This window comes from Peribacillus sp. NPDC101481 (assembly GCF_044767165.1).
In the GTDB taxonomy this organism is placed as follows: domain Bacteria; phylum Bacillota; class Bacilli; order Bacillales; family DSM-1321; genus Peribacillus.
In genome coordinates, this window is the sequence record NZ_JBIWNJ010000001.1 from 620,673 (window position 1) to 642,625 (window position 21,953).

Genomic DNA, 21,953 nt, shown 5'->3' on the forward strand with positions numbered 1-21,953 from the left:
TAGATTGATTATTTTTTAGTGATCATTATAGAACTAACGGACCCGTTAGTTTAAGTAGATTTCTTCACAAACTTTTTAGTATTCCAGTTATTACAGGAATGCTGCCCCTTTAGTGCCATAAGAAAAGGAGCTGCTGATCAGCTCCTGATAAAGAAGTAAAGAACCTGTTAGCTTAATAAAAATTATTTATCTAGTTGTTCATTATAAATACTAATTGAATGTACCCTCTCTTTTAATAAGTTATCTATTATTTGCTTTAGTACCCTTGGTTCACGTAGTTCTTCATTATCAAATTTCACAAGGTCATTTACCTTAATCCATCTACTGTCTAAAATTTCATCTTCTTCAAGATTTAATGAACCACCATTAACCTCACCAGTAAAATGAAATAGAATAACTTGATTGTTTGTACTACTGATAAAATTATATACACCCGTTGTACCATTAAGTTTTACATCAAATCCAGTTTCCTCTTTTACCTCCCTACGAGCTGAATAGAGAATGTCTTCACCATATTCAATGCGTCCACTCGGAAAGTTCCACTTATCAATAGCAGTTGGTTTATTTTCTCTAATTATTAAGATTTCATCATCTCTGAATATTGATACACTAACTACTAAAACTATCCCATTATGAGCCATCCTTTTCGCCTCAGTTATTTAATTTTATATTTATTGCTACCTTTTTCTCTACTTAACACCTGATTACCTTCTTCTACCACTAACCTGCCCCTATAGTTGCATTAAAGAAAAAGCTGCAAGACAGCTCCAATCTTCAGCTAACGCACCGTTCATTGGGGATAAAATCTCATTCTCCTGTTAAAACCTCTATAAAAATAAAGGTAAAAACAAAAGCTAACAAAGAAAGTAAAACTCTATTAAATAAATGAATAGGCATTAGACGTTCTTAAGCTTAACGTATCCATTTAACACGACGATTATTATAGCAAAATGAATAATTATTGCTATTAAATCATGTAAGTAAATGGCGTGAAACACAATGAGAAATTGAGAAGGAGCTTATGCAGTTTGAATATTATTAAATATTTTGGAATCCAATTTATTCTTTTTACTGTAATAATCCTAACAGGGTTTTACTCAGATAGTTACACCATTATTGTAGCTGTAAGAAAATAACTTTGGGAAACAAAAAAGGCTGCCATCAGCAACCTCCCTTATTGAAGTAAAGCACCCGTTAGTGAAAAAAATTAACAATATTGTTCTCTGAAAATCATATGGAATCTAGGCTTTAAAGTTATTTCGATAATATTTACATATCTTTCCGAATCACCGTGAAACAAACGAATTTTTGAATGCTCCTTTTTGTCTTCCACAATCTCAATTTTATTAACAGAAAGTAATTCAATATATGACAATACATTATTTGTTTTCTTTTCCCTAACACTTAAACTAAATTCGTGATAAAAAGGAGAAAGGATAATCTCATATTTTTCTTTTTCATTTTCTAAAACAAAAGTTGATGTGTCGTAATAAAAAGCATCTGTCTCATCTTTCCTCTTAGGAATAGTTCCAAATACAGAAATTAGGTCTAATTCTTCTGGAATATCCAATATTCTCTCTCCTATTGAGTTATACAAAGTTTTTATAATAAGTAATTCACTATAATCTTAAGATAATCCTTCTTGAACTAAACTGCCCCTAAGAAAAGGAGCTGCTAATCAGCTCCTTATAATGAAGTAAAGCACCCGTTAGTAAAATAACAAAATCAATTTCTACTAAAGAATTGGACATACTAATGATAGGATTCTCTTTTATTAGTCTAATTGCGGTTTTATTTATTTTATAAATATTACAATTTTCCAAATTAATGTGAGGGAGTATCTTACTTGCTATAAATTGCGAATCATTTCCTTTATTTCATCACGTTTTTGAATCGTTGTATCGTTTTTATTTGGGAAAATCGCTGTGGCACCACCGTCATTTTCAATATCAACTAGTAAATCGAAAAAATTCAAAAGTGGTATATTGAACGCTTCGTATGACTTATCTATATTGGCAGACTCCATTTCAGCAAAACTTCGACTTGGCCAAACAGGTAGTAAAAATGGATAGTCTCCATCATCATCATCCAAAAGTAATAAGTCGCCATTTTCGTCGCGTAGTAACCACACCTGTTCATCTGTTGCAACCATTCCATAAAAATATGCAAGTCGCTTTTCAGCAGGACGGTTTAAAATAAATCGTTTAATTAATTTCATATATGTCATTCCTTTACGATAATTATTAAAAAATACCAAGTAAAATAGAAAGTTATTATATTTTTAAGGATAATTATACCATTACTTCTTCAAATAAACTGCCCCTTTAGTCCCATAAGAAAAAGCTGTCTTAAAGACAGCTCCGATCTTCAGCTAACGCACCGTTTAGTTGAACAACTCCAGGGCTTATTTAAACTGTTCATAATTTCCTTTGGATTAGAGATACCGTTCTCAATAAAAATAGTTGCCTATCCTTAAACAATTTCATATAAGCTTCTTCAAACATATTTGAATTTAGGTGGGCTACTAGGCATACATCCAATCCAAGCTTTGACCCTGAACATAAACTTGGATATAAGTCTAATTTCAATAAGGAGTGAACCTCGAATTATGGTATATACACGACAAATGCCATCTGCCCTGAGTCCCTGGGGTCTTCAAAATTGTTTGTATCGTTTTACGTACTTGTGGCTTAGAAACGGAGACAATTTCTGGTTTTATTTGACGACTGTCGGGGAATCAAGAGTTTATGGATATAGGTTTTTCGGCGGAAGATGGAATAATTATTCGGTTGCTTTAAGAGATATTGTTAACTTCCATTGTTCTCCTCCGACTCCAACTCTATATTAAAACACTGTGACTGACCCTCGTAATCGTATCGTTCAGTCTTACTTTAAAAGCGTCTGTGCTTTCGCATAATCAGAGATCGTTTTTTTGAATCGAATACTGTGATTACCAGATATCCGCCACCTGCATGTTCTCATCCATCATGTATAGAACATTAATCATTTCGGTTAGCGTTCTTTATACTGAGATTAGACTAAAATCCAAAACGAACATAAGTTTAATCCTGAGGCTGCGTTAAACTGCACTTTAGTGGATAAGAAAAAAACCGCCGCAGTGACAATCATCTTGTTCCCAAGCACCCGTTAGCCTACATTAAAAATTCAATTTGTTATTTATTCTAGGGTTGGTTAAAGTACTCCTTCTTCAACAAACCTGCCCCGATAGTTGCATAAAGAAAGAGCTGCCTTAAAGACAGCTCTGATCTTCAGCTAAAGCACCGTTAGCTCTATTCTGACTAACCACTTCACCAAATGTTCTTTATTAAGCGAATCATCATTCTTGGTATAAACATTAAGATGTTCCAAGCCACTTCAAAAAAGATTGAATCCCTAAGCTCAATTAGGATTTCTTTAAAAAAGCCGTTTTGCTTTTCTTTTTTTCTTTTTTTATTTTTCATCTGTCTAACTCCCAATCACTCAATTCTTGTTGCAATAAATAGTTTGACACTCCTTTACTTCATATATTAATCCATCAGCAAGGTCTCAATCTTTGTTTAACTATTCTGCCCTGATAATTCCATAACAAAAAGAGCTGCCAAAGCAACTCTCTTATTGAAGTAAAGCACCCGTTAGTTTAAGTACAATATTTCACAATCTTTTCTTATGGAAAAAGAAAAAAGGCGACCATTCTTTTTGTTGCATCCGTTGTTCAAGAAGAAATCAACTAATTGTTTTAGATGGTACCTTTTTCCCAACTAAAAAATAAACCAAATAACCAATCAGATTGAATAAAGCAAAAGCAATAACCCAACCAGCATTCAATCGTCTATGATGATAAGCGTTAATGATTGCCCAAATTGCAAACAGTACCCAAAAAATACATACACTTAGAAACAATGCAGTATATGCTGTTTCTACATAACCTTTTGATTCAACCATGACATCCCAATTTTCGTTACCTGTACCATCAGCACGATAAGTTATAAAGTGGTTAAATATTGGTTTTTCTCTAAAACTATATTCTGGTTCTTCGCTTACAGTAGTATAAAATGTCTCATTACCATAATTGGTAACTTCAACAGCACTAATGGTTACTCCTGTAATGTTTTCATTTTCTTGTACAATTTTTTGAATATCCGTTTTAGCTTGCTCGGTTATTGTATTACCTAAACTATCAAGGACTTGTGAACTAAATTGATAACTCTCATTTTGTTGATTCCTTTCAAGTGGAATAAGAATACCATATCCGATAAAACTAATTAAAAGGAATGTTAATGCTGTATAAAGTACCCATTTTGCAAATGTTCTTTGTGCTTTAAACAACTGACCAACAATAGAACGCATTTCTTTCTCTCCGCCAAATCGTTCAATTGCAATTTCAATTGCTTCTTGTTCAGTCTTTCCTTCTGCTTTTAATTCGTGAACAGCCTCTATCAAATGACTTTTCATTTCTGCTTTTAGTTCTTGAATTTCTTTTTTATTTCCACCAATATTGTGGTAAAGCGCATCTACAAATACTTCAATTTGTTTCATATTTTTTCTCCCCCTTCCAAAAACGAATCAATAATTTTTTTTACAAATTGCCATTCCGATCTCTTTTCTTTGAAACCATCTTCACCTAATGGTGTAAGTTTATAATATTTCCGCCTTCCTCCTGGTCCTTGTTCATCGCCCCAGTAAGATTCAATCCATTTATTTTTCTCAAGTCTTTTTAAAGACAAATAAAGCGTACCTTCTTTAAGTTCAAATTGACTTTCACTTTTTTCTCGCACGAATTTTGCCAATTCATAACCATACATATCCCTGCTATGTATTAACGATAGAATTAGTGTATCTATATGACCTTTCAAAACCTCTTTATTAACTTCCATAATTTCTCACCTCCTATTATTAATAGTAAATTGAAATACTATATAATACAAGGTACTTATTAAAAAAAAATTCCAGTTTCTTTCTTCAACTAAACTGCCCCGTTAGTGCCATAAGAAAAAGGCTGCCGCAGCAACCCCTGTTATTGAAGTAAAGCACCCGTTAGTTTAAGTGTTATACTTCACAAATTATTAAAAAATATTTAATTCTAGAAATTCATCAGTTTCCATAAAACCAAACTTCTTATACACTGGTCTACCCATTTTTGAAGCCCCAAGCCATATTTGTGAAATACCTGAAATCTTAACTTCATCAACTAATTTAGTTAACAGCTTTGTTGCGATTCCTTGCCCACGATAATTTTCATTAGTATACATATTTGTGATATAAGCCTTTTTTCCAGTCTTATTGGTGTAACAAGGTGGAAATTCATAAAAAATTACTGCACCACAAGCTATAATTTCTTCATTATCCTCCACTAGCCATTGAATTAAAGTACCATCACTTAGTTTATTTTTAAAGAAAACATATAGTTCTCTATCAATATCTATATTAGGTTCTATCCCCTCATCAACTAATTGCTTTTTTCTTAACTCGACCAATTTATCAATATCATCGATATTTGCTTTACGATATTTCAACTTCTCACAACTCCTTTATAAAATTACAACTGACCAGCCCCATAGCATAATTAATTCTCATCATTTTACCATTGATTCTTATTAAACTAAACAAAAAAGGTAAAAGTTCCCTTTACTTATTTATTTTACCATAAAAGACCATTTCCCTTATAGAACTAACCTGCCCCGTTAGTGCCATAAGAAAAAGGCTGCCTCAGCAACCTTCCTTATTGAAGTAAGCACCCGTTAGCCATCCATGAATCGCAAAAATCGGCGATCCACCACAAAGAATGAAAATGGTTGGGAAGTGTCCATACTGATACTGACCTTAATCCAGTCAACCTTAATCCATAGACTAATTAACGCTCTCCTCTTTTTTTAAACGATTGAGCAGGGTCTTCTTAAGTATTGTCATTTTTCATTATTATAGTAACTTATTTTCATGGTAGTTCAACAACAAAATTTATTATTATCCTATTACTTCTCCCAAAGCTCTATACGTCTTCCCTCTGGATCTTCAATCCAAATAAACTTTCCAAATTCATTAATCGTCTTTTCCATAACAAGGGGAATACCCATTTTTTCTATATGTTTGATACTGTCATCCAAATTTTCAACTTGAAAGTTTAACATCACTTGTTGTTCTGTTGGAAAATAGCGGTCATTTTCAGAAAAGAAGGAAAAGATAGTTTCATTGCCTGATTGTGGTGTAATAATGGTACCATTCCAATTTTCAATTTCAATTTTTAGGACTTTACTGTACCATTTTTTTATATCCTCTAGATTTTTAGTCCTCCAAAAGATTCCTCCAAAACCCTTTATTATCATAAGAATCTCCTTCCTATCCCATTAGTTATTAATTTAAATTCTAGTTTTGAAAGCGAATTCCTCTTTCACTAACCTGCCAGTTAGAACAATTTAAAAAAGGCTGCTTCGGTTATATGTAATTCCATATAAATGTTATTTTATAGGGGGTTTTATATAGTATTTAATAAGATGTTGATCATTAAAACAAGTAGAAACAAAAGGGATAGAAATCTATCCCTTTTTATTTATGCTGACCTCAAAATGACCTCATTTACCACAACAACTCAAAGAATGTAATTGTAAAATTTCCAATTTTAAATTTTGGCTCTGTTAAAGTAAATTGTTGATTTTTGAGCAAAAAAAAGACCACAATTTTTGTGGTCTTTGCTTTTCCTTATTCAATTAACGCACCCGTTACTTTGTGACCGTATCGCTAAGATTGAGGGCAGTAAGAATGAGTTTAAACGATTCCAAGCCCCAGTATTAACACTGAATAAGGAAGAGGAGGAGGATATCTTTGATAAGCTTATTCATCTGTTTGACGGGGTTGTTGTGGAGGGTGAAATTCAAGAGGTCAAAGAAGAAGAACCAATTGACCAGCTGAAACGCTGGATCGCAAACACTGGTGAGCTCCGAGTAAATGAGTTAGCAAGATTGATAGGTTTAGGGAATAATAAGGTTCATGCCATGATGGTGGAATTAGTAAATGAAGGGTATTTGAAGAAGGAAGGCAGAAGTTATGCCATTAACGTGAATGATGAAGAATTGGATAAATGGAGGGATAAGGAATGATACCTTTTACGACTGCATTGATAATCCCTGTTGTAACCTTCTACGCAATGATCAAAGGAATCGATTATATGTATAGTGAAATGACTGGAAAAGAAAAACCGATTACGTCCATTAACTTTCGCCAATGGAAGGACGGATGGGGATGAATAAAAAATTAGTAAAATGTAAGTCTGCGTTGATAGAATAATTGAACATAAGCAGAAGGGTTCGAGAATCTTTAAAAGATCTCGAACCCTTCTGTTTTAATATGTGAGTGTTCAGTCTAGTTTACGGGATGCGTGAAAAAAAAAAAACGAGTGAAAATATAATTTCTGGTAATCAAAGTTTAAGAGATTTTTACGAATAAAAAAAGTGAAGAAGGAAAACCCTTTAGAGTGGCTAATATGAGTTAGCAACAAACCTACATTGACATGTCATTGCGCTTGTTTTTATGAGAGATATATTTTTTCGGTATCGCAACATTATACGGCACATTGCTATGTCCGTAGCTACGATGAATCATCATATACAGTAAACCAATACCTACAACTATGACTCCTGAAACGAGCACGATATAGTTATCATACCAAGGTGCATCTGGCGTTCTTGGCCAACACATGTTGATCATTGCGATGATTCCGTAGACAAGCGCACCAATATTGACGGGCAGTCCCCACTTGCCCAATTGATACTTACCACTTGGCTTCCATCCTTTTAGTCTAGCTCGAAGTGCAGCAAAGACAACCATTTGGAATCCAAGATAAATGCCAAATGCCGCAAAACTGATTACCTTTGTGAGCGCATCTGTAGACACTTTTGATCCAAGCACAATGAGGGCTGGGACAATTGCGGCAAGAAGCAGCGCATAAGGTGGAATGTGACGAGCAGCCGAAAATTTCTTTAACAATCGGCTTCCTACAATCATGTCATCACGGCCATACGAATAGGCAAGTCTGCTTGCTGCCGCTTGTAAACTCATTACACATGAAAGGAAAGAAATCAACACAATACCCAGTACAATCTTCGCGCCAACAGCACCAAATGCATCGTTTAGTAAGGTATCAACAGGCGTTACGTCCTTACCAGCGATAACTGCTGGGATATCAGCAACTGATAGTACTAAAGCAAGGCAAACAAAAGTTGCTGCAGCACCGCCAATGTAAATGGTCCGACGCATTGCCTTTGGGATAAGAACACCTGGATTCGGTACTTCTTCAGCAACATCACCACAGGCTTCGAACCCATAATATTGAAAAATTCCAATTAATCCAGCTGCTGCAAATGCATACATGTAGCTATGACTACCTTGAGCACCAAAAGAATCAAAGAGCACATCAAGACCGTGCACCCTTTGTGTGATAAGCAACCAAAATCCAACTACAAGCGCACCGATAAGTTCAGCAGCAAAACCAATAACTGCTGCAGCCGCGAGAACCTTTGTGCCAAGAAAATTGATGATAGTCGATAGTGCAAGAAGGACTACCGCACAAAGAATCGCAGAGTCCACCGATACTTCAAAACCCAAAACTTGTGCTAGATAAGGTCCAGCTCCGTACGCGACACTGGCAATCGTCACAAGCAAGGCCATTAAGTAAACCCAGCCAGTCATCCACGCCCACTTGCGCCCCCATAGTCTTCGTGCCCAAGGATAAACTCCTCCTGCAACAGGGTATTGCGCAACAATCTCACTGAAGACAAGTGCGACTAGTAATTGTCCGAGTCCAACGATGAAAAAACTCCAAATCATAGGTGGGCCACCTTGCGCAAGTGCGTATGCAAATAGTGAGTACACACCTACTACAGGTGAAAGATAAGTGAACCCTAGCGAAAAGTTTGCCCACGGACTCATGTCGCGGCGAAATTCAGATTCATATCCAAGCGATGCCAGTTGTGCAGCATCACTATCATAATGTTCTGACGCAGAACCTCCAATATTTTTATTCAGATTTTCTTGCATATTTGAGCCTCCTTAAAATGGTAGATATATTCTTATATGCAATTGTTGTGCCAATATAAAAAATAATATAAATATTCAGTTAATTTACTTTGATAGAGGTAAATTTTACAATTAAATTTCAATTTTGATATTTTGTATTCAACTCTGAAATAATTTTAAGATGGGGGATAGGGATTTTATGCCAAATAACTTCCATCTGTTATTACTTTTTAATCATTAATGCATAATTTATTCATAACTTCATAGGAACGTGGAATTGTTGGGCAGAACCCTAGCTTTTTAGTAAGTAGTTCAGATAACGTGGAGAAAAAGCCAAATAACAAAGTAAATAACATACGAATTGGCAAGTTAAATAGCAGATTAAATAACAATATAATTAGCATAAAAAACACTTGAGTACCCAAGTGTTTTTGGTCTTTAATGTGTAATTCTTGTTCAACTAACGCACCCGTTTGTTGAGGAGGAACTTCTAACTTTTAGTACCTTTTTCTAATTCTTCACGTTTTTTTATCTCTTCTGTTTGGTCTAAGATATTAATATTCACTTTTCTTAGCTCGTGAGAATAAAGGTCTCTCCCACCATGATTCAGGGAGTTTTTTTATTACTTTCACAAAAACATCTACTGTATAATTTTCTTCAATCGTAGTAGGATAGTGTACAATATCAACTACTTCGCACAATTTTGAACCTAGCTCAACTTTTTCACCAATTCGCACATATAGATTGTTATAAGAATAACTATTTATATTTTCTTTAATTTCTCCTAATTCACCTTCAATATATTTAACTAACATTTTATAGCCCCCTTCTCTTTTTACTCATCTTATTTTCAGTATTGATTTTCCTCTTCTAAAGCCACTTTCCTTCACACCTTTTTTGAAAATTACTCCATTTATTCTAAAATAAACTTATCTTTCTATTGAATTATTCTGCTCCGTTAGTTCCATAAGAAAAAGAGCTGCGGAAGCAACTCCCCTATTGAAGTAAAGCACCCATTAGTTCGATTCACTTATTTCTAGTATATTCTGGAGTATCACAGAGTGGACATTCCTCATATTGCTTTTCCTTTGCTAGAAATAAAGTAAATCCCAAGAATAAAAGTAATTATTAAAATGACACAAATTAACCAATGCATCAAAGGATATTGATATAGTACTGTTGAATTCATATCGGTTGTTGTTATTTTATTCTCAACAGGATCATAAAGCATGTCCACAATTAAGTATGTTAGTAAAGATGAAAGAGTAAGAAATATTCCTATCGCACGTTTCATCATTTTCACCTCCTAAAACCGTTAAACTGTATACAGTTTAACGTAAAAACAAAATCCTTCTTCAACTAAACTGCCCCTTTAGTTCCATAAGAAAAACGGTTAAACTTTTTTCAAATCGGTACGACTAGAATAAAGAAAGCCTACGATCCTTGCTATTTAAGGAAGTAGGCTTTTTTTACTTTTTCTTTTTATGTAGGCTATGATATTGAATATTGTTGATGAGTAACTTCTTGTTCAAAGAAATTACTCTTCTTAATCAAATTAATCTTTAACTTTATTTTTGTGTCTATTTGCTAATTTCATAGCGAAGAACTGAGGAATCAAATTCAAAAAACTAACCAAGATTAATAATTGATATGGAGTTAGTGGCTTAAAATAGCCACCCCATCGTTCGTTCCCTGTCATCTCGTTTATGAAATAAAATGAGATTATTACAGATAATATATTACCAATAATAAGAGAGATTGAGTTATTAAAGAGTTTGCCGAAGAAAGCAAGAAGTGAAGTCACTACAATCATAATCAAATAGCCAAGCATTGAACGGTTAGCAAAATCTTGGTGCATTGAAAAATAAACAAAAGGAAAACAGTATAAACAGACTATTAGAATACCAATTACTATTTTTCTTAGAACAAGCAAAATCTTATTCTTCATATATCCCCATCCCTATACCTTTGTCTATCCCCATAGTCCCCACCGCCTGTAATTCATTTAAACGACTTAAACTCTCTTCTTTATTAAAAGAACTATGCCAACGATAATCATATTGATCCAATATACGGTAATGGTTACTAATCAAATTTTGTTGCAAACGAAAATCCCCTCTATACTCGATTTCGTTCCACCATAACTTACCACCCATTGTTTTTTCTTTAGGCGTCCCACCATTTTTGCTAGTTATTAACTGAACAAAATCAACTGGATTGTCACCAATTGATGATATCAGCAATTGGCTATGATTAAACAAAGCACAAAATGCAACAACGGTGGTCCAATTGGCTTCTGTTCTTCTTTTTTCAATTTGAACTAGTGTTTTTTTGAAATTCCTAAAATTTCAGACATCTTATCTTGAGAAAAACCTTGTTCTGTTCGGACAAGTTTCATTTTTTCTGATATTAAATTGATGAATTCTTCTTTTTCCATATATACTAAATACTCCTTTTTAGTGTAATTTTACACTAAAAGTATTATTTTTCAACAAAAAAACACCTCTTTTGAATAAAAAAAACTTAAAAAACACAAAGAAAAAAGCAAGAAATAACCTTGCTCTAAATAAGTTTGAAATGGAAATATTTCTTAATTAAAGCTTGTTGAACTAAACTGCCCCGTTAGTTGCATAAGAAAATGGAGCTGTTTCCAACCCCATATTTGTTAGTTCAACAAGATAATAACTTTTGTAAGGTAGTTCCATACATACCTGCTTTCATTAGTAAAAGAAAGTGACAACCAGGGATGGGTGCCTTTACAATTTCATAAACACTTTGATTTCGTTTATTAATAGTATTCCTTTATACACACTTGTAATTTCATTCAAATTGATTAACTATCTTTTAAAAAAAATATTGTATTTGTTAGTCTTCTTATTAACAACTTGTCCAAACCAATCAATACTTTCCTCATAGAATGAATACAAGTAATTATACCGAAATGGAGGAAACAGACCAATGAGTGACACAAATTTTTCAAATGATTCTCCAGGCCCAAAAGGAAAATTAATTACTGGCCATTCAAAGGAGTTTATTTCAGATACACTTGGCTTTCTTACCCGTTTAGCAAAAGAATATGGAGAAGTTGCTAAAATTCGTTTTGGACCTTTCCATAATGTTTACCTTATTTCAAATTCAGATTTAATTAAGCAGGTACTTGTAACAAAACAAAAATCCTTCTTGAAATCAAAGGACTTCTCTGCTTTAAAACCAGTACTCGGAGAAGGCCTTCTTACAAGTGAAAAAGAAATTCACATGCGCCAAAGAAGGCTTATTCAACCCTCTTTCAAAAAGTCTCATATTAACAATTATGGTCAGGATATGATTGATATAACAATGGACTATATTTCCACTTGGAAAAACAGAGAAGAAAGGATTATTACGGAGGATATGATGAGCCTTGCACTGGGTATTATCAGCAAGACCATGTTCAGCATGAACCTCAAAGAAGGATATGGCATGCTCGGGGAACCTATAGAAGCCTTCATGAGAATTGCCGTTAAAAGAATGCGAACACTTCAAATGCCACTATGGGTTCCAACTAAAAACAACCGTGAATATAAAATTGCGAAACAGAGACTTGATAAGGTGATTTATAGCTTTATTGAAAAACGTAGAACAGAGGCAGAGAGACATGAGGATATGCTTGGGATTCTAATGGATGCTCGAGATGATGAGGATGGCTTAACTATGACAGACAAGCAGTTACGTGATGAGTTAATGACCATTTTCCTTGCCGGTCACGAAACAACAGCAAATGTGCTTTCCTGGACCTTATACTTGCTTTCCCAACACCCTGATGTGGAAACTAAACTTTTCAATGAAATAGATAGCGTAATCGGCAACCGTAATCTAACAACTGGCGATTTTATGAAATTAACATTCACACAAAATGTTATCTATGAATCAATGCGCATATACCCGCCTGCCTATATCATACAACGGGAAGTGGCGGAGGATGTGGTAATTGGAGGGTATCTTTTTAAAAAAGGCGATATGATCCTGTTGAGTCAGTATGTGATGCACCACAAGCCTGAGTATTTTGATAATCCAGATTCCTTTAAACCTGAGCGATTTGAAAACAACTTTATGAAAACCCTACCTCCGTTCGCTTACTTTCCATTTGGCGGAGGTCCGAGAGTTTGTATCGGTAATCATTTTGCAGTGATGGAAGCTGTGCTTGTCCTAGCATGCATTGCTCAACGATATCGGATAAGGCTGGCGCCTGACCATCATGAAGTAAAGCCACTTCCGTCTATTACACTCAGACCGAAGCGTGGATTGCGCATGGTAGTCGAAGATAGAAATATAGGAGGTTTCCAACCAGAAGCTTCTGAAATTTAAATGAATATAAGTTGTATAATATCCTCCGGGGTCAGACCTTCGTGTTCGTACTTAGTTATTATTCGTTTAAGTATCCCTTGCACCATCCCTTGAAAAATGATGTATATAACAAAATTAAGCTTACTATTATTGTGAATTATTGGTTATCTTGATTTGTAAAAAAATTGCAGCAACATCACCATACCCTCTTACAACTTCCCTTATATTAAGAAGCCAGTTTTTGCCCTGTAATTCAACTAACGCACCCGTTAGTTGAAGAACATTGCTTATGTATTGTGTATTATCTTTGTACTAAAGAAAAAAACAGCTTATTTAATGTCTCTAAGATTTATAGTCCACTATGTCTCCCTCGTCATAAGCTTCTTTAAATAATGGTGGCGTTTTCGCTTCAGATTGATTTTGTGATGAGGAACGAATACCATTCTCAGCTAAGATATCTAAAATTTTTTGAATATCTTCTTTGGTTGCGGGTGCTTTGTTTGGCTTTAGGCTAGTCGCTATTTTACCATTGGACTCTAATATCGCCAATTCAACATCTTCGACATTTCCTATATTTTTTTGGCGAAGTGCACTTTGTATCTCATCTATCGTTAATCTGGCTTTTTTTAGCTCTTCTAACTTCACCTTTCCATCTTTAATTAGTATTGATGGTACTCCATTAATAAACTTTCTGGATTTTGGAAACCATATTTGTATTTTTGCTAATAATACAATTCCTATAATGAGCAAAGTTCCAGCATATACTGCTTGCCATTCCTCTTTCAATGCTAAAGGTTGGATTAGTACAGCACCAATCGAAATCCTTAACACAGCTTCCGAAACTGTTGTTTCTGCAAGTGATCTCTTTCCTGCGATACGCAGAAGAATAATTGCAGTACAAAAAATTAACAATGCCTTTAATATATAAGGTAAGGTAGATATGTCTTCTAAAAAATCCATCATTTTTCTCATTCCTTAAACATTTTTTGTTAGTATCTGTTGACTCTATACCAAATATGTAGATAGTTTTTGGAAACTAGGTAACAACAAAAATTCAGGTGTTTTTTAGAATGTAAAATAAAGGCTAAATAACTAATTCTCCACTTCAACTAACTGTCCCGTTAGTGCCATAAGGAGTCTTGACGCATGCCCATCAAGTTAAAATTTCTTTATACCTCAAAACGAAAAAAGCTATCTTCAGCAGCATTTACAGAAGAATAGCTTATTTTTTCGTTATGGGTATAATCCTTTTTCTTAGCTTGATGGCGATAGGCGCTACCACAATAAACAGACAAATTCGTCTGAAAATTTCTTCAGTTTTTGGTTTAAAATAGGAATAATGTAAGATAAATCTATTTTTCTTGTATGATAAAGTAGAATAGTAGGAAAATGAATCGAAGGATGTGTTATTATTTGATGTTAAATGTAAAAAAAATGTCGTTTGTTGTTTTTATTTGTTTCATGTTTTTTATACCAAATTCAATCTTTGCTCAAGAAATTTTACACAATGGAAGTCAAGGACAAGCAGTTTATGACTTACAAGAAAATTTAAAGAAAATGGGTTACTTTAACAGTCAACCAACAGGGTATTATGGTTCAATTACTGATCATGCAGTGAAACAATTTCAACTAGATTCTGGAATATTACCAGATGGAGTTTTTGGATTCCAAACACAACAAAAATTAAATAGTATTGAAATGATGGCAAGGGTTGTTTATGGAGAAGCTCGAGGAGAAACTTATGAAGGAAAAGTAGCTGTCGCTGCAGTAATTTTGAACCGAATGTCAACACCAGGTTTTCCTAAAAATACTTACGATGTTATTTTCCAGACAAATGCTTTTACAGCTGTACATGATGGGCAATATTATTTGACCCCAAATAGCTATTCTTATCGAGCTGTTATTGATGCATTACAAGGTTGGGATCCTACTCATGGTTCTGTTTATTATTATAATCCGGTCTCGGCAACAGATGAATGGATTTTCACAAGGGAAACAGTCATTAGAATAGGCAACCACTTATTTGCAAAGTAAAACTAATCTACATACATATTGAGGAATGATATTTTTATAGTTTCGTATTATAAATATCCCATTAACTATGTCGTGAGGTATAGTTGAAAGGTCGGGCAGTATTTGCCCGACCTTTTTGGCGGTACCCTTGGCGGCACCCCCAAAAGAAAAAACTGCCTTAAAGACAGCTCCGATCTACAGCTAAAGCACCTGTTTTTCCTTATTTTCCGTACCCATTTACTTATAAACAATATTAAGTACTTTTTCCCTTGGTTCCAAAAGAAAAAGCGATTACCTGGTATAGGAACCGCCTTCAACTATCTTTGCAAAGTCATCAAGAGTAGTTGAATACTTGATATAAACTCGTGGTAAAAGATAAAGTTCGTCTTTAATGCCCTTCTCAGAAAATAGTTCAGGAGTTGTCGTAAGTCCAAACAAATAATATTTCTTCGTTTCTTCTACCACTTTGTCATTGAAATTTCCGTATGGATACGCAAGAGCATTAACTGGTTTGCCTGTTATTTTTTGAATTTTTTCTTTGGACCCTTTCAGTTCATATTCATAATTTTTTATTTCCGTCAAATCAGGATGTGTAGCAGTATGAGACTGGATTGAGATTATACCCGAATCAGCCATCATTTTTAAATCCGATTTCGATAATCGGTTTGAACGACCGATAAAGTCAGAGATAACAAAAATGGTACCACTTGGTTTAAAACGTTCGTTTTCAAGTTTTTGAAAGATAGCAAATGCATTCAGATTGTTTTTGTATCCGTCATCAAAGGTAATGAAAATGGGTTTATTTTCTTTATGAATTTCTTGCCAACGATCAAAAGTTAATAATGTGTAGCCATGGTCTTTTAAATAAATCATTTGTTTCTGGAAATTATCAGGAGTTACATATAGCTCCTTAGAACCCTGCCCAGTAAACTCGTCAATCGAATGATAAATTAAAATTGGTACTTTTCGTTGAGCAAAAACTTGTGATGGAAGAATTAAGATAAGAAGACATAGGAAAAACATTACAACCTTTTTCATAAAATTCCTCGCTTTGCGTCCTTTTTATATCTTTTCAATTTATTGTGCCTCAAAAGCATAGTTCTATTATGATTTCTCCCATATTTGATTCTATCTCCCATTGCAATGATGACTTTGATAATCCCAAATGAAAAACTAATTTCTTAAAACACTAAGGAATCGGACTAACTGCCACATTAGCTCTATAAGAAAAAGAGCTGCCAAAGCAACTGTTAGTGGGACAAGGAAGGATTAAGTGTATAGTTCTTTTTTTAAAGTCTTAATTCCATCAATTACACTTTTTACATTTTCATCATTATTCAATTTGTTTCTTGCATGGAGCAAAACTGGTCTAACAGATTCCACAGATCGTCCAAAATCGTACATCCATTCATATCGAGGAACCATCCAAGTATGAAAATGGTGAGTAGTATCTTCATTATAAAAGTAATAAACATGTTCTATCCCTAATACTTCCCTTTGAGCTTTTCTAATCTTAGATAATAAGTTTATGTAATCAACCTTTTCTAAGTCATTTAATTCGTCAAAGCACTTAATATGGCGTTTAGAGGCTAAAATTACTAAACCTTTAATGGGATATGCAACGTCTTGGTGAGCATGAAAATATTCAGTTTCGACTATTACACCACCATCCGGTTCTATTTCCCCACTTGTTAAAGCACAACTTAAACATTCGACTTCAACTGTTTTTCCATTAGACAAAGTAATTTCCCTCATAATTCCCTCCAAAAACAAAATATTATCTCTCTATAAAATATAAAAATAAACAAACCCTTGTTGAGCTATCCTGCCCCGTTAGTTCCATAAGAAAAAGAGCTGCCAAAACAACTCCCTTATTGAAGTAAGGCACCTATTAGGATATTATTGCCTGTCATCGAGCTCTTCCATATCACTCTTTATTTTTTGGTTCTTACTAAAATGAATAGCTATATATAAAAGTAAACCAAAACACCAACCAATTAGTACCTTAAAACCTGAACCAACAGCTGCCAATTCCAAGGCGTAGAAAATTATCACACCGAGAAGAACATATGAAAAAACTGTATTAATCAATATCATTCATCCTTCTTCCTTAATTGACGTACTATATAAATTCTATTTCAAATGCATTATTCCTTGTTGAACTAACCTGCCCCTATAGTTCCATAAGAAAAAGCTGCCTTAAAGACAGCTCTGATCTTCAGCTAACGCACCCGTTAGTTTAAGTGAGGAACATCACAAATAGAATATTAATTCATCTTAACAATATTTTTATTTTATTAGGCTATGTTAAAGACTATGGTTGAATGAAAAAACGCAAAAGATTTGGTTAATCTTAAATTTTAATGGTGGTAGTAAATATTCTATTAGCTATTTTTTAATTTGAAAACGTATTAGCAAAGCAGTATTCGTTTCTGTGATAAGAAAAAAGTGTAACAACTTGTTTATATTTCAAGTTATCAAATCATACTAAATTAATCCTTTTTTGAACTCAATCTTTCTAACTTTTCTTTATTAATGATAAAATATTTTCTTCCTTTTTTTTCTAATAATCCGTCTTCATGGAATTGGTTAAGTGTGTATAATAAATGTCGATAGCTTACCCCCACGTATTCTGCTGTTTCGGTATGCTTCTCTTGAAAGCATCCATCGTTTTCTATTTGAAGAATATATTTGGCCAATCGATTTTTGAATTCATAATCCTGCATAGCTGTGTAATGATCCGTTCTTTTAAGTAATTTATCACCTAAATATTTTGATAAATTATGGAGGAAAAGATTGTCATTTAACAGATGCTCTTTCGATGAAGCCAATGGAACCGCTAAGCAAGTACAGTCATTTATAGCCACAACATCTTTTAAATTCTTTTCCACCTCAATCAAGGATAATTCACCAATAAAATCATCTTTCTTTAGAAACTGAATCAGCGCACGTTTTCCATTTTCGTGTACTATATATATTTTTGCCCGCCCATCCAATATTAAAAATAAGTACTGAATATCTTCATCAAAGCGCACTATATATTCATTAGAAGAAAACTTACAAATAAAAGCCTGATGTAAAACTGCTTTCGGAAAAGTTTCTTGAATATCATTATATATATCCACAAAATTTTCAGCGTAATCCTTCAAATTGATTTTTTCCATTTTATCACCTCAATATGAGATATCTCCTATTATTATATTGTTCCTTTCGATATATTACTACCAAGAGGTGGATAGGAATGAACAAATACAAACATATTATTTTTGACTTAGATGATACGATACTTGATTTTCAAGATTCAGAAGAAAAGGCTTTAAAACAAATTATTACGCTGTACGAGTTGCCCTATAACAAACAAACAATTGCATGTTATAAGCGCATTAATGATGGATTATGGCATCAATTAGAGGAAGGCTTGATTTCTCGTGAAGAAGTGCTGACAACGCGTTTTTCACTTTTTTTGAAGGAATTTCATATAGATGAAAACGGAGCAAAGGTTGAAGCTATGTACCGTGAGCATTTAAACCAAGGACATAAGACCGTTACCCATGCACATGAATTATTAAATGCTTTAAGTAAGCAAGATTATAAATTATATATTGGAACAAACGGTGTAGGAAAGACTCAAAGAAAAAGATTAGGAGGTGCCAAGCTACAAGGATATTTTGAACAACTTTTTATCTCCGAAGAAATTGGTTATGAAAAACCGAATCCCCATTTCTTTTACTATATTTTTGATGCCCTGCATACAAGCCGTAAAGAAGAATTCCTAATGATAGGTGATCGTTTAACATCGGATATTCAAGGAGCTATCAATGTCGGAATTGATTGTGTATGGTTTAACCCTAAGAGAAGCATGCCTAAATCATGTTCACCTAAGAGCACATATACGATACCAAATTTAATGCAAATAATGGACTTATTAGAGGAATAATCATGAAAAAAGTAATTCAATCGATTCTACTCTATATAGTAAGTGCTATTGGCATTAGTCTTACATTAAAAGCTGATGTTGGTGTCAGCAGTTTTAATGCGATGAATTTATCAATATCTGAATGGACTTCCATCAAAGTTGGCACAATTACATTCATTGCAAATCTCATTTTTCTATTCGGTTATATCTGCCTATGCGAAAAAAAGGATTTTAGAAAATTTACTTTGATGTTCATTTCCATCTTGTTCTTTGGAATGGTTATTAATTTTTTCCTCTATACTATTTTCGGTACGATTTACGTAGAGAATTATTTAGTAAGAATCGGACTATTTATTTTCGGTGCGATACTAGCCGGTGGAACAACAGGCATTATTTTATCATTAGATATTATTCCTTTTCCTATTGAAAGTTTATGTTTACGAATAGCTGAATTAACAAAACGCCCTTTCTCTCAATACAGATATTGTGTCGATTTATTCTCCATTATTCTATCAATAACAATATCACTACTATACAATTTACCAATCAATATTCGTGAAGGAACGATTATCAGCTTCTTCTTATTGTCCGGCATTATTTCATATACACGATTGAAATTTAAAAACTATCAACAGAAACCCCAAACTCAATAAATAGCATAACTAAAAAATAACCTCTTACGGTTGAGAATCCAAAGAGGTTATTTTTATCAAACTTTAATATAAATTATCGAACTTTATTCTAAATGATCAATCTTTTTTGTAACACTACAGTTAAACTAACCTGCCCCGATAGTTCCATAAGAAAAAGCTGCCTTAAAGACAGCTCCAATCTTCAGCTAACGCACCCGTTAGTTCATTAAGAAACCCTGTATTGAAACAAAGAAAAGAAATAATGAGACAACTACGCACCCCAAAAATCCTCCTTTTCTATCTTTTTGAAGTTCAGCTAATCCTCTCACCAACATAATTGCCCCCGAGATCAACATTAAATACGGCATAAACTCAAAGTTTTCAGTAATTAGCAGATAAGCTGATAAAGCAAGAACAATTATTGCTAAGCTAATTCTAACTATTTTCAAGAATATATTTCCCCCTAAAAAATTAAGTTCTGTACGATTTTTTATTTAATCATACCATTTAACACCTTTTCATTTGTGTGGAAAATGGAAAGTCCTTTTTTCACTAACCTGCCCCGATAGTTCCATAAAAAAAGCTGCCTTAAAGACAACTCCGATCTTCAGCTAACGCTAAACACAACAAATAGTTGATTATTTGCATTTAAATTCAAATGTATTTTTTTCTAGACATATTGCTTCATCAAAAGTTTTGATAATAATATCAAAACGCTGACTGTATGGATGCATAAATACTTCGTACTGAATCCGACGTTCTTCATGAGACTGCCTTAAATAATTGATATTGGTTCCTCTCTCAACAATATCACGGCTCGACCTTCTCATTAATTCCGTTTCACCATCTGTATAGAAGTAAATTTTTAAATCAAATAAATCTGGATTAATAAATGCGACACTCATTCCTTCTACAATCGTTACTTTGTTTTTCGAAGAAATTAACTCACTTTTCATATAATGCGTATCTATTGTATATAAATCTAAACCATCTCTAACCATCTGAACATCTCTTTCTAAAGAATGCAAATGATGAGTTGATGGATGGCAAGCCGTCATTTTATAACGATGATTTTCGTTTTGATATGTATAGTCGATAACTGCATGCTTTCGTATGTTCGAACTAACAATATATGGATCTGTATTAATATAATTCACTTCATTTTGATTTAGTAGGATTGCGAGCCTATTGGCAAACGTCGTTTTTCCAGCAGCACCATGTCCTGAAATGCCAATAACAATCTGTTCATCAGTCATTCTGACCCAATTTATGATATCTTGTAATAACTTATCCATCCCTCTCCCCCTGTCCATTATAAGAATTAAACCTAATACTCGCTTTTTCCTCTTTAAGCTCTTCATCAATAAGTTATGTTAAGAATTGAAGCCATTTATGTTCTGGTTCGTGCAATTGTATGGCATACTTAAGCCGTTTTTTCCTCTCATCATCTAGATTGTCTAATATCGCCATAAAGTCTTGGTCGTCTTTTTCTCTTGTGTTTTTCACTTTATATAAAAGTACAATTTCTGGATTTAGATAAGGAATCCCGGTATCCGAATAACTCCAAACTGACTTAAGTGGATAGGAGATCGTTAAATCCCTTCTGAACTTCCAGTCATCATCCTTTGTTTCATTTAGAAGTACCTCTAATTTATCTCCATTTGACTTATTTAAAGCGTGTACTTCGTGAATAGGTAACTCTAAAAACTCATTTTCCCAAGCATAGAATTTACCTTTAATAGCCTTTTTAAAGTCCCATTCTTTTAGATATTCCTTCAGGTTTAATTGGTCTTTTCGAAATAGGGCAATCTCAATATCTTGATGTTGTCTTGTTTCTCTACCGATAAAAAGGTCAATTGCCCAACCACCTGCAAAGAACCACGTTTTATTAAATCCTGACATTAAAGAAGTAATACTATGACATTGTTCAAATGACATATAAATCCCCCAAGCTAAAATACTTATATCCTTAGTATTCTTTGTCTATTTTGAATAACCTCTATATTGAACTCTTATGCAACTATCCTGCCCCGATAGTTCCATATGAAAAAGAGCTGCCAAAG

26 protein-coding genes and 1 pseudogene are annotated in these 21,953 nt (G+C 33.7%); 6 read left to right on the forward strand and 21 right to left on the reverse strand.

What is annotated here, in order from left to right:
• Positions 1 to 182: 182 nt before the first annotated feature.
• The 8 genes from ACIROD_RS02895 to ACIROD_RS02930 form a co-directional block, all read right to left on the reverse strand.
• Positions 183 to 641, reverse strand: a complete 459-nt coding sequence (locus ACIROD_RS02895; protein ID WP_402937774.1) for an NUDIX hydrolase — start codon at positions 639 to 641, stop codon at positions 183 to 185.
• Positions 642 to 1,207: 566 nt separating this feature from the next.
• On the reverse strand, positions 1,208 to 1,570 hold the full coding sequence (locus ACIROD_RS02900; RefSeq protein ID WP_260358068.1) for a hypothetical protein: 363 nt from the start codon (positions 1,568 to 1,570) through the stop codon (positions 1,208 to 1,210).
• Positions 1,571 to 1,849: 279 nt separating this feature from the next.
• Complete coding sequence (locus ACIROD_RS02905; RefSeq protein ID WP_170974058.1) at positions 1,850 to 2,218, reverse strand: DUF2750 domain-containing protein; 369 nt, start codon at positions 2,216 to 2,218, stop codon at positions 1,850 to 1,852.
• Positions 2,219 to 3,308: 1,090 nt separating this feature from the next.
• Positions 3,309 to 3,461, reverse strand: coding sequence for a hypothetical protein (locus tag ACIROD_RS02910; RefSeq protein ID WP_164855079.1), 153 nt, complete (start codon positions 3,459 to 3,461; stop codon positions 3,309 to 3,311).
• A 262-nt stretch (positions 3,462 to 3,723) separates the two neighbouring features.
• Positions 3,724 to 4,536: a permease prefix domain 1-containing protein gene (locus ACIROD_RS02915; RefSeq protein ID WP_402937779.1), complete on the reverse strand. Its 813-nt coding sequence runs from the start codon at positions 4,534 to 4,536 to the stop codon at positions 3,724 to 3,726.
• Positions 4,533 to 4,874 carry a PadR family transcriptional regulator gene (locus ACIROD_RS02920; protein WP_056527747.1) on the reverse strand — a complete coding sequence of 114 codons (342 nt, stop codon included), beginning with the start codon at positions 4,872 to 4,874 and terminating at the stop codon, positions 4,533 to 4,535. The genes ACIROD_RS02915 and ACIROD_RS02920 overlap by 4 nt, the downstream gene beginning before the upstream one ends.
• Before the next feature lie 189 nt (positions 4,875 to 5,063).
• Positions 5,064 to 5,513 carry a GNAT family N-acetyltransferase gene (locus tag ACIROD_RS02925; protein WP_201183769.1) on the reverse strand — a complete coding sequence of 150 codons (450 nt, stop codon included), beginning with the start codon at positions 5,511 to 5,513 and terminating at the stop codon, positions 5,064 to 5,066.
• Positions 5,514 to 5,969: 456 nt separating this feature from the next.
• A complete protein-coding gene (locus ACIROD_RS02930; RefSeq protein WP_260358072.1) occupies positions 5,970 to 6,317 on the reverse strand; it encodes a VOC family protein in 348 nt (115 codons plus the stop codon).
• A 357-nt stretch (positions 6,318 to 6,674) separates the two neighbouring features.
• Between ACIROD_RS02930 and ACIROD_RS02935 the strand changes: the two genes are divergently transcribed.
• Positions 6,675 to 7,091, forward strand: a complete 417-nt coding sequence (locus ACIROD_RS02935) for a helix-turn-helix domain-containing protein (RefSeq protein WP_056519634.1) — start codon at positions 6,675 to 6,677, stop codon at positions 7,089 to 7,091.
• On the forward strand, positions 7,088 to 7,237 hold the full coding sequence (locus ACIROD_RS02940; RefSeq protein WP_214795833.1) for a hypothetical protein: 150 nt from the start codon (positions 7,088 to 7,090) through the stop codon (positions 7,235 to 7,237). Before ACIROD_RS02935 ends, ACIROD_RS02940 begins: the two co-directional genes overlap by 4 nt.
• 254 nt (positions 7,238 to 7,491) lie before the next feature.
• Here the strand turns inward: ACIROD_RS02940 and ACIROD_RS02945 are convergent, their stop codons facing one another.
• The 5 genes and pseudogenes from ACIROD_RS02945 to ACIROD_RS02965 form a co-directional block, all read right to left on the reverse strand.
• Complete coding sequence (locus ACIROD_RS02945) at positions 7,492 to 9,027, reverse strand: APC family permease (RefSeq protein WP_260358060.1); 1,536 nt, start codon at positions 9,025 to 9,027, stop codon at positions 7,492 to 7,494.
• 533 nt (positions 9,028 to 9,560) lie between these two features.
• A complete protein-coding gene (locus tag ACIROD_RS02950; RefSeq protein ID WP_260358059.1) occupies positions 9,561 to 9,821 on the reverse strand; it encodes a hypothetical protein in 261 nt (86 codons plus the stop codon).
• Positions 9,822 to 10,078: 257 nt separating this feature from the next.
• Positions 10,079 to 10,300, reverse strand: coding sequence for a hypothetical protein (locus tag ACIROD_RS02955; RefSeq protein WP_402937786.1), 222 nt, complete (start codon positions 10,298 to 10,300; stop codon positions 10,079 to 10,081).
• Positions 10,301 to 10,561: 261 nt separating this feature from the next.
• Positions 10,562 to 10,954: a hypothetical protein gene (locus tag ACIROD_RS02960; protein ID WP_260358057.1), complete on the reverse strand. Its 393-nt coding sequence runs from the start codon at positions 10,952 to 10,954 to the stop codon at positions 10,562 to 10,564.
• A pseudogene (locus tag ACIROD_RS02965) lies at positions 10,944 to 11,443 on the reverse strand (helix-turn-helix domain-containing protein). Before ACIROD_RS02965 ends, ACIROD_RS02960 begins: the two are co-directional and overlap by 11 nt.
• Before the next feature lie 521 nt (positions 11,444 to 11,964).
• Here ACIROD_RS02965 and ACIROD_RS02970 point away from each other — a divergent pair.
• On the forward strand, positions 11,965 to 13,350 hold the full coding sequence (locus ACIROD_RS02970; protein ID WP_402937789.1) for a cytochrome P450: 1,386 nt from the start codon (positions 11,965 to 11,967) through the stop codon (positions 13,348 to 13,350).
• 321 nt (positions 13,351 to 13,671) lie between these two features.
• Here the strand turns inward: ACIROD_RS02970 and ACIROD_RS02975 are convergent, their stop codons facing one another.
• The gene (locus ACIROD_RS02975) at positions 13,672 to 14,292 is read right to left on the reverse strand and encodes a DUF421 domain-containing protein (protein WP_402937792.1); all 621 of its coding nucleotides are present in this window, start codon (positions 14,290 to 14,292) and stop codon (positions 13,672 to 13,674) included.
• A gap of 453 nt (positions 14,293 to 14,745) precedes the next feature.
• On the opposite strand from ACIROD_RS02975, the gene ACIROD_RS02980 reads away from it, so the two are divergent.
• On the forward strand, positions 14,746 to 15,363 hold the full coding sequence (locus ACIROD_RS02980) for a cell wall hydrolase (RefSeq protein WP_402937795.1): 618 nt from the start codon (positions 14,746 to 14,748) through the stop codon (positions 15,361 to 15,363).
• 270 nt (positions 15,364 to 15,633) lie between these two features.
• On the opposite strand, the gene ACIROD_RS02985 is transcribed toward ACIROD_RS02980, so the two are convergent.
• The 4 genes from ACIROD_RS02985 to yeiL form a co-directional block, all read right to left on the reverse strand.
• Entirely contained in the window at positions 15,634 to 16,380 is a 747-nt protein-coding gene (locus ACIROD_RS02985; protein ID WP_402937798.1) for a polysaccharide deacetylase family protein, read from the reverse strand.
• Positions 16,381 to 16,611: 231 nt separating this feature from the next.
• On the reverse strand, positions 16,612 to 17,097 hold the full coding sequence (locus tag ACIROD_RS02990) for an HIT family protein (protein WP_101225316.1): 486 nt from the start codon (positions 17,095 to 17,097) through the stop codon (positions 16,612 to 16,614).
• Between the two features lie 144 nt (positions 17,098 to 17,241).
• Entirely contained in the window at positions 17,242 to 17,433 is a 192-nt protein-coding gene (locus tag ACIROD_RS02995) for a hypothetical protein (RefSeq protein WP_402937801.1), read from the reverse strand.
• A 401-nt stretch (positions 17,434 to 17,834) separates the two neighbouring features.
• Complete coding sequence (gene yeiL / locus ACIROD_RS03000) at positions 17,835 to 18,506, reverse strand: transcriptional regulator YeiL (protein ID WP_402937804.1); 672 nt, start codon at positions 18,504 to 18,506, stop codon at positions 17,835 to 17,837.
• Between the two features lie 77 nt (positions 18,507 to 18,583).
• Here yeiL and ACIROD_RS03005 point away from each other — a divergent pair, with 77 nt between their 5' ends.
• Both ACIROD_RS03005 and ACIROD_RS03010 read left to right on the forward strand, forming a co-directional pair.
• Positions 18,584 to 19,279: a YjjG family noncanonical pyrimidine nucleotidase gene (locus ACIROD_RS03005; RefSeq protein ID WP_402937807.1), complete on the forward strand. Its 696-nt coding sequence runs from the start codon at positions 18,584 to 18,586 to the stop codon at positions 19,277 to 19,279.
• Between the two features lie 2 nt (positions 19,280 to 19,281).
• Complete coding sequence (locus tag ACIROD_RS03010; RefSeq protein WP_402937809.1) at positions 19,282 to 19,911, forward strand: YczE/YyaS/YitT family protein; 630 nt, start codon at positions 19,282 to 19,284, stop codon at positions 19,909 to 19,911.
• 197 nt (positions 19,912 to 20,108) lie between these two features.
• On the opposite strand, the gene ACIROD_RS03015 is transcribed toward ACIROD_RS03010, so the two are convergent.
• The 3 genes from ACIROD_RS03015 to ACIROD_RS03025 all read right to left on the reverse strand — a co-directional run bounded on the left by ACIROD_RS03015 (position 20,109) and on the right by ACIROD_RS03025 (position 21,828).
• Positions 20,109 to 20,339: a DUF3953 domain-containing protein gene (locus tag ACIROD_RS03015; RefSeq protein WP_106028701.1), complete on the reverse strand. Its 231-nt coding sequence runs from the start codon at positions 20,337 to 20,339 to the stop codon at positions 20,109 to 20,111.
• A 189-nt stretch (positions 20,340 to 20,528) separates the two neighbouring features.
• Positions 20,529 to 21,185 (reverse strand): uridine kinase family protein, encoded by a 657-nt coding sequence (locus ACIROD_RS03020; protein WP_402937813.1) that lies wholly within the window; start codon positions 21,183 to 21,185, stop codon positions 20,529 to 20,531.
• Positions 21,186 to 21,258: 73 nt separating this feature from the next.
• A complete protein-coding gene (locus tag ACIROD_RS03025) occupies positions 21,259 to 21,828 on the reverse strand; it encodes a nucleotidyltransferase domain-containing protein (protein ID WP_402937815.1) in 570 nt (189 codons plus the stop codon).
• Between the last annotated feature and the right edge of the window lie 125 nt (positions 21,829 to 21,953).

Coding starts and splice junctions, on each gene's coding strand:
- ACIROD_RS02895 (WP_402937774.1), bottom strand. CDS start 641: ATGGCTCATAATGGGATAGTTTTAGTAGTTAGTGTATCAATATTCAGA.
- ACIROD_RS02905 (WP_170974058.1), bottom strand. CDS start 2,218: ATGAAATTAATTAAACGATTTATTTTAAACCGTCCTGCTGAAAAGCGA.
- ACIROD_RS02910 (WP_164855079.1), bottom strand. CDS start 3,461: ATGAAAAATAAAAAAAGAAAAAAAGAAAAGCAAAACGGCTTTTTTAAA.
- ACIROD_RS02915 (WP_402937779.1), bottom strand. CDS start 4,536: ATGAAACAAATTGAAGTATTTGTAGATGCGCTTTACCACAATATTGGT.
- ACIROD_RS02920 (WP_056527747.1), bottom strand. CDS start 4,874: ATGGAAGTTAATAAAGAGGTTTTGAAAGGTCATATAGATACACTAATT.
- ACIROD_RS02940 (WP_214795833.1), top strand. CDS start 7,088: ATGATACCTTTTACGACTGCATTGATAATCCCTGTTGTAACCTTCTAC.
- ACIROD_RS02945 (WP_260358060.1), bottom strand. CDS start 9,027: ATGCAAGAAAATCTGAATAAAAATATTGGAGGTTCTGCGTCAGAACAT.
- ACIROD_RS02950 (WP_260358059.1), bottom strand. CDS start 9,821: ATGTTAGTTAAATATATTGAAGGTGAATTAGGAGAAATTAAAGAAAAT.
- ACIROD_RS02955 (WP_402937786.1), bottom strand. CDS start 10,300: ATGAAACGTGCGATAGGAATATTTCTTACTCTTTCATCTTTACTAACA.
- ACIROD_RS02960 (WP_260358057.1), bottom strand. CDS start 10,954: ATGAAGAATAAGATTTTGCTTGTTCTAAGAAAAATAGTAATTGGTATT.
- ACIROD_RS02970 (WP_402937789.1), top strand. CDS start 11,965: ATGAGTGACACAAATTTTTCAAATGATTCTCCAGGCCCAAAAGGAAAA.
- ACIROD_RS02975 (WP_402937792.1), bottom strand. CDS start 14,292: ATGATGGATTTTTTAGAAGACATATCTACCTTACCTTATATATTAAAG.
- ACIROD_RS02980 (WP_402937795.1), top strand. CDS start 14,746: ATGTTAAATGTAAAAAAAATGTCGTTTGTTGTTTTTATTTGTTTCATG.
- ACIROD_RS02985 (WP_402937798.1), bottom strand. CDS start 16,380: ATGAAAAAGGTTGTAATGTTTTTCCTATGTCTTCTTATCTTAATTCTT.
- ACIROD_RS02990 (WP_101225316.1), bottom strand. CDS start 17,097: ATGAGGGAAATTACTTTGTCTAATGGAAAAACAGTTGAAGTCGAATGT.
- yeiL (WP_402937804.1), bottom strand. CDS start 18,506: ATGGAAAAAATCAATTTGAAGGATTACGCTGAAAATTTTGTGGATATA.
- ACIROD_RS03005 (WP_402937807.1), top strand. CDS start 18,584: ATGAACAAATACAAACATATTATTTTTGACTTAGATGATACGATACTT.
- ACIROD_RS03010 (WP_402937809.1), top strand. CDS start 19,282: ATGAAAAAAGTAATTCAATCGATTCTACTCTATATAGTAAGTGCTATT.
- ACIROD_RS03020 (WP_402937813.1), bottom strand. CDS start 21,185: ATGGATAAGTTATTACAAGATATCATAAATTGGGTCAGAATGACTGAT.
- ACIROD_RS03025 (WP_402937815.1), bottom strand. CDS start 21,828: ATGTCATTTGAACAATGTCATAGTATTACTTCTTTAATGTCAGGATTT.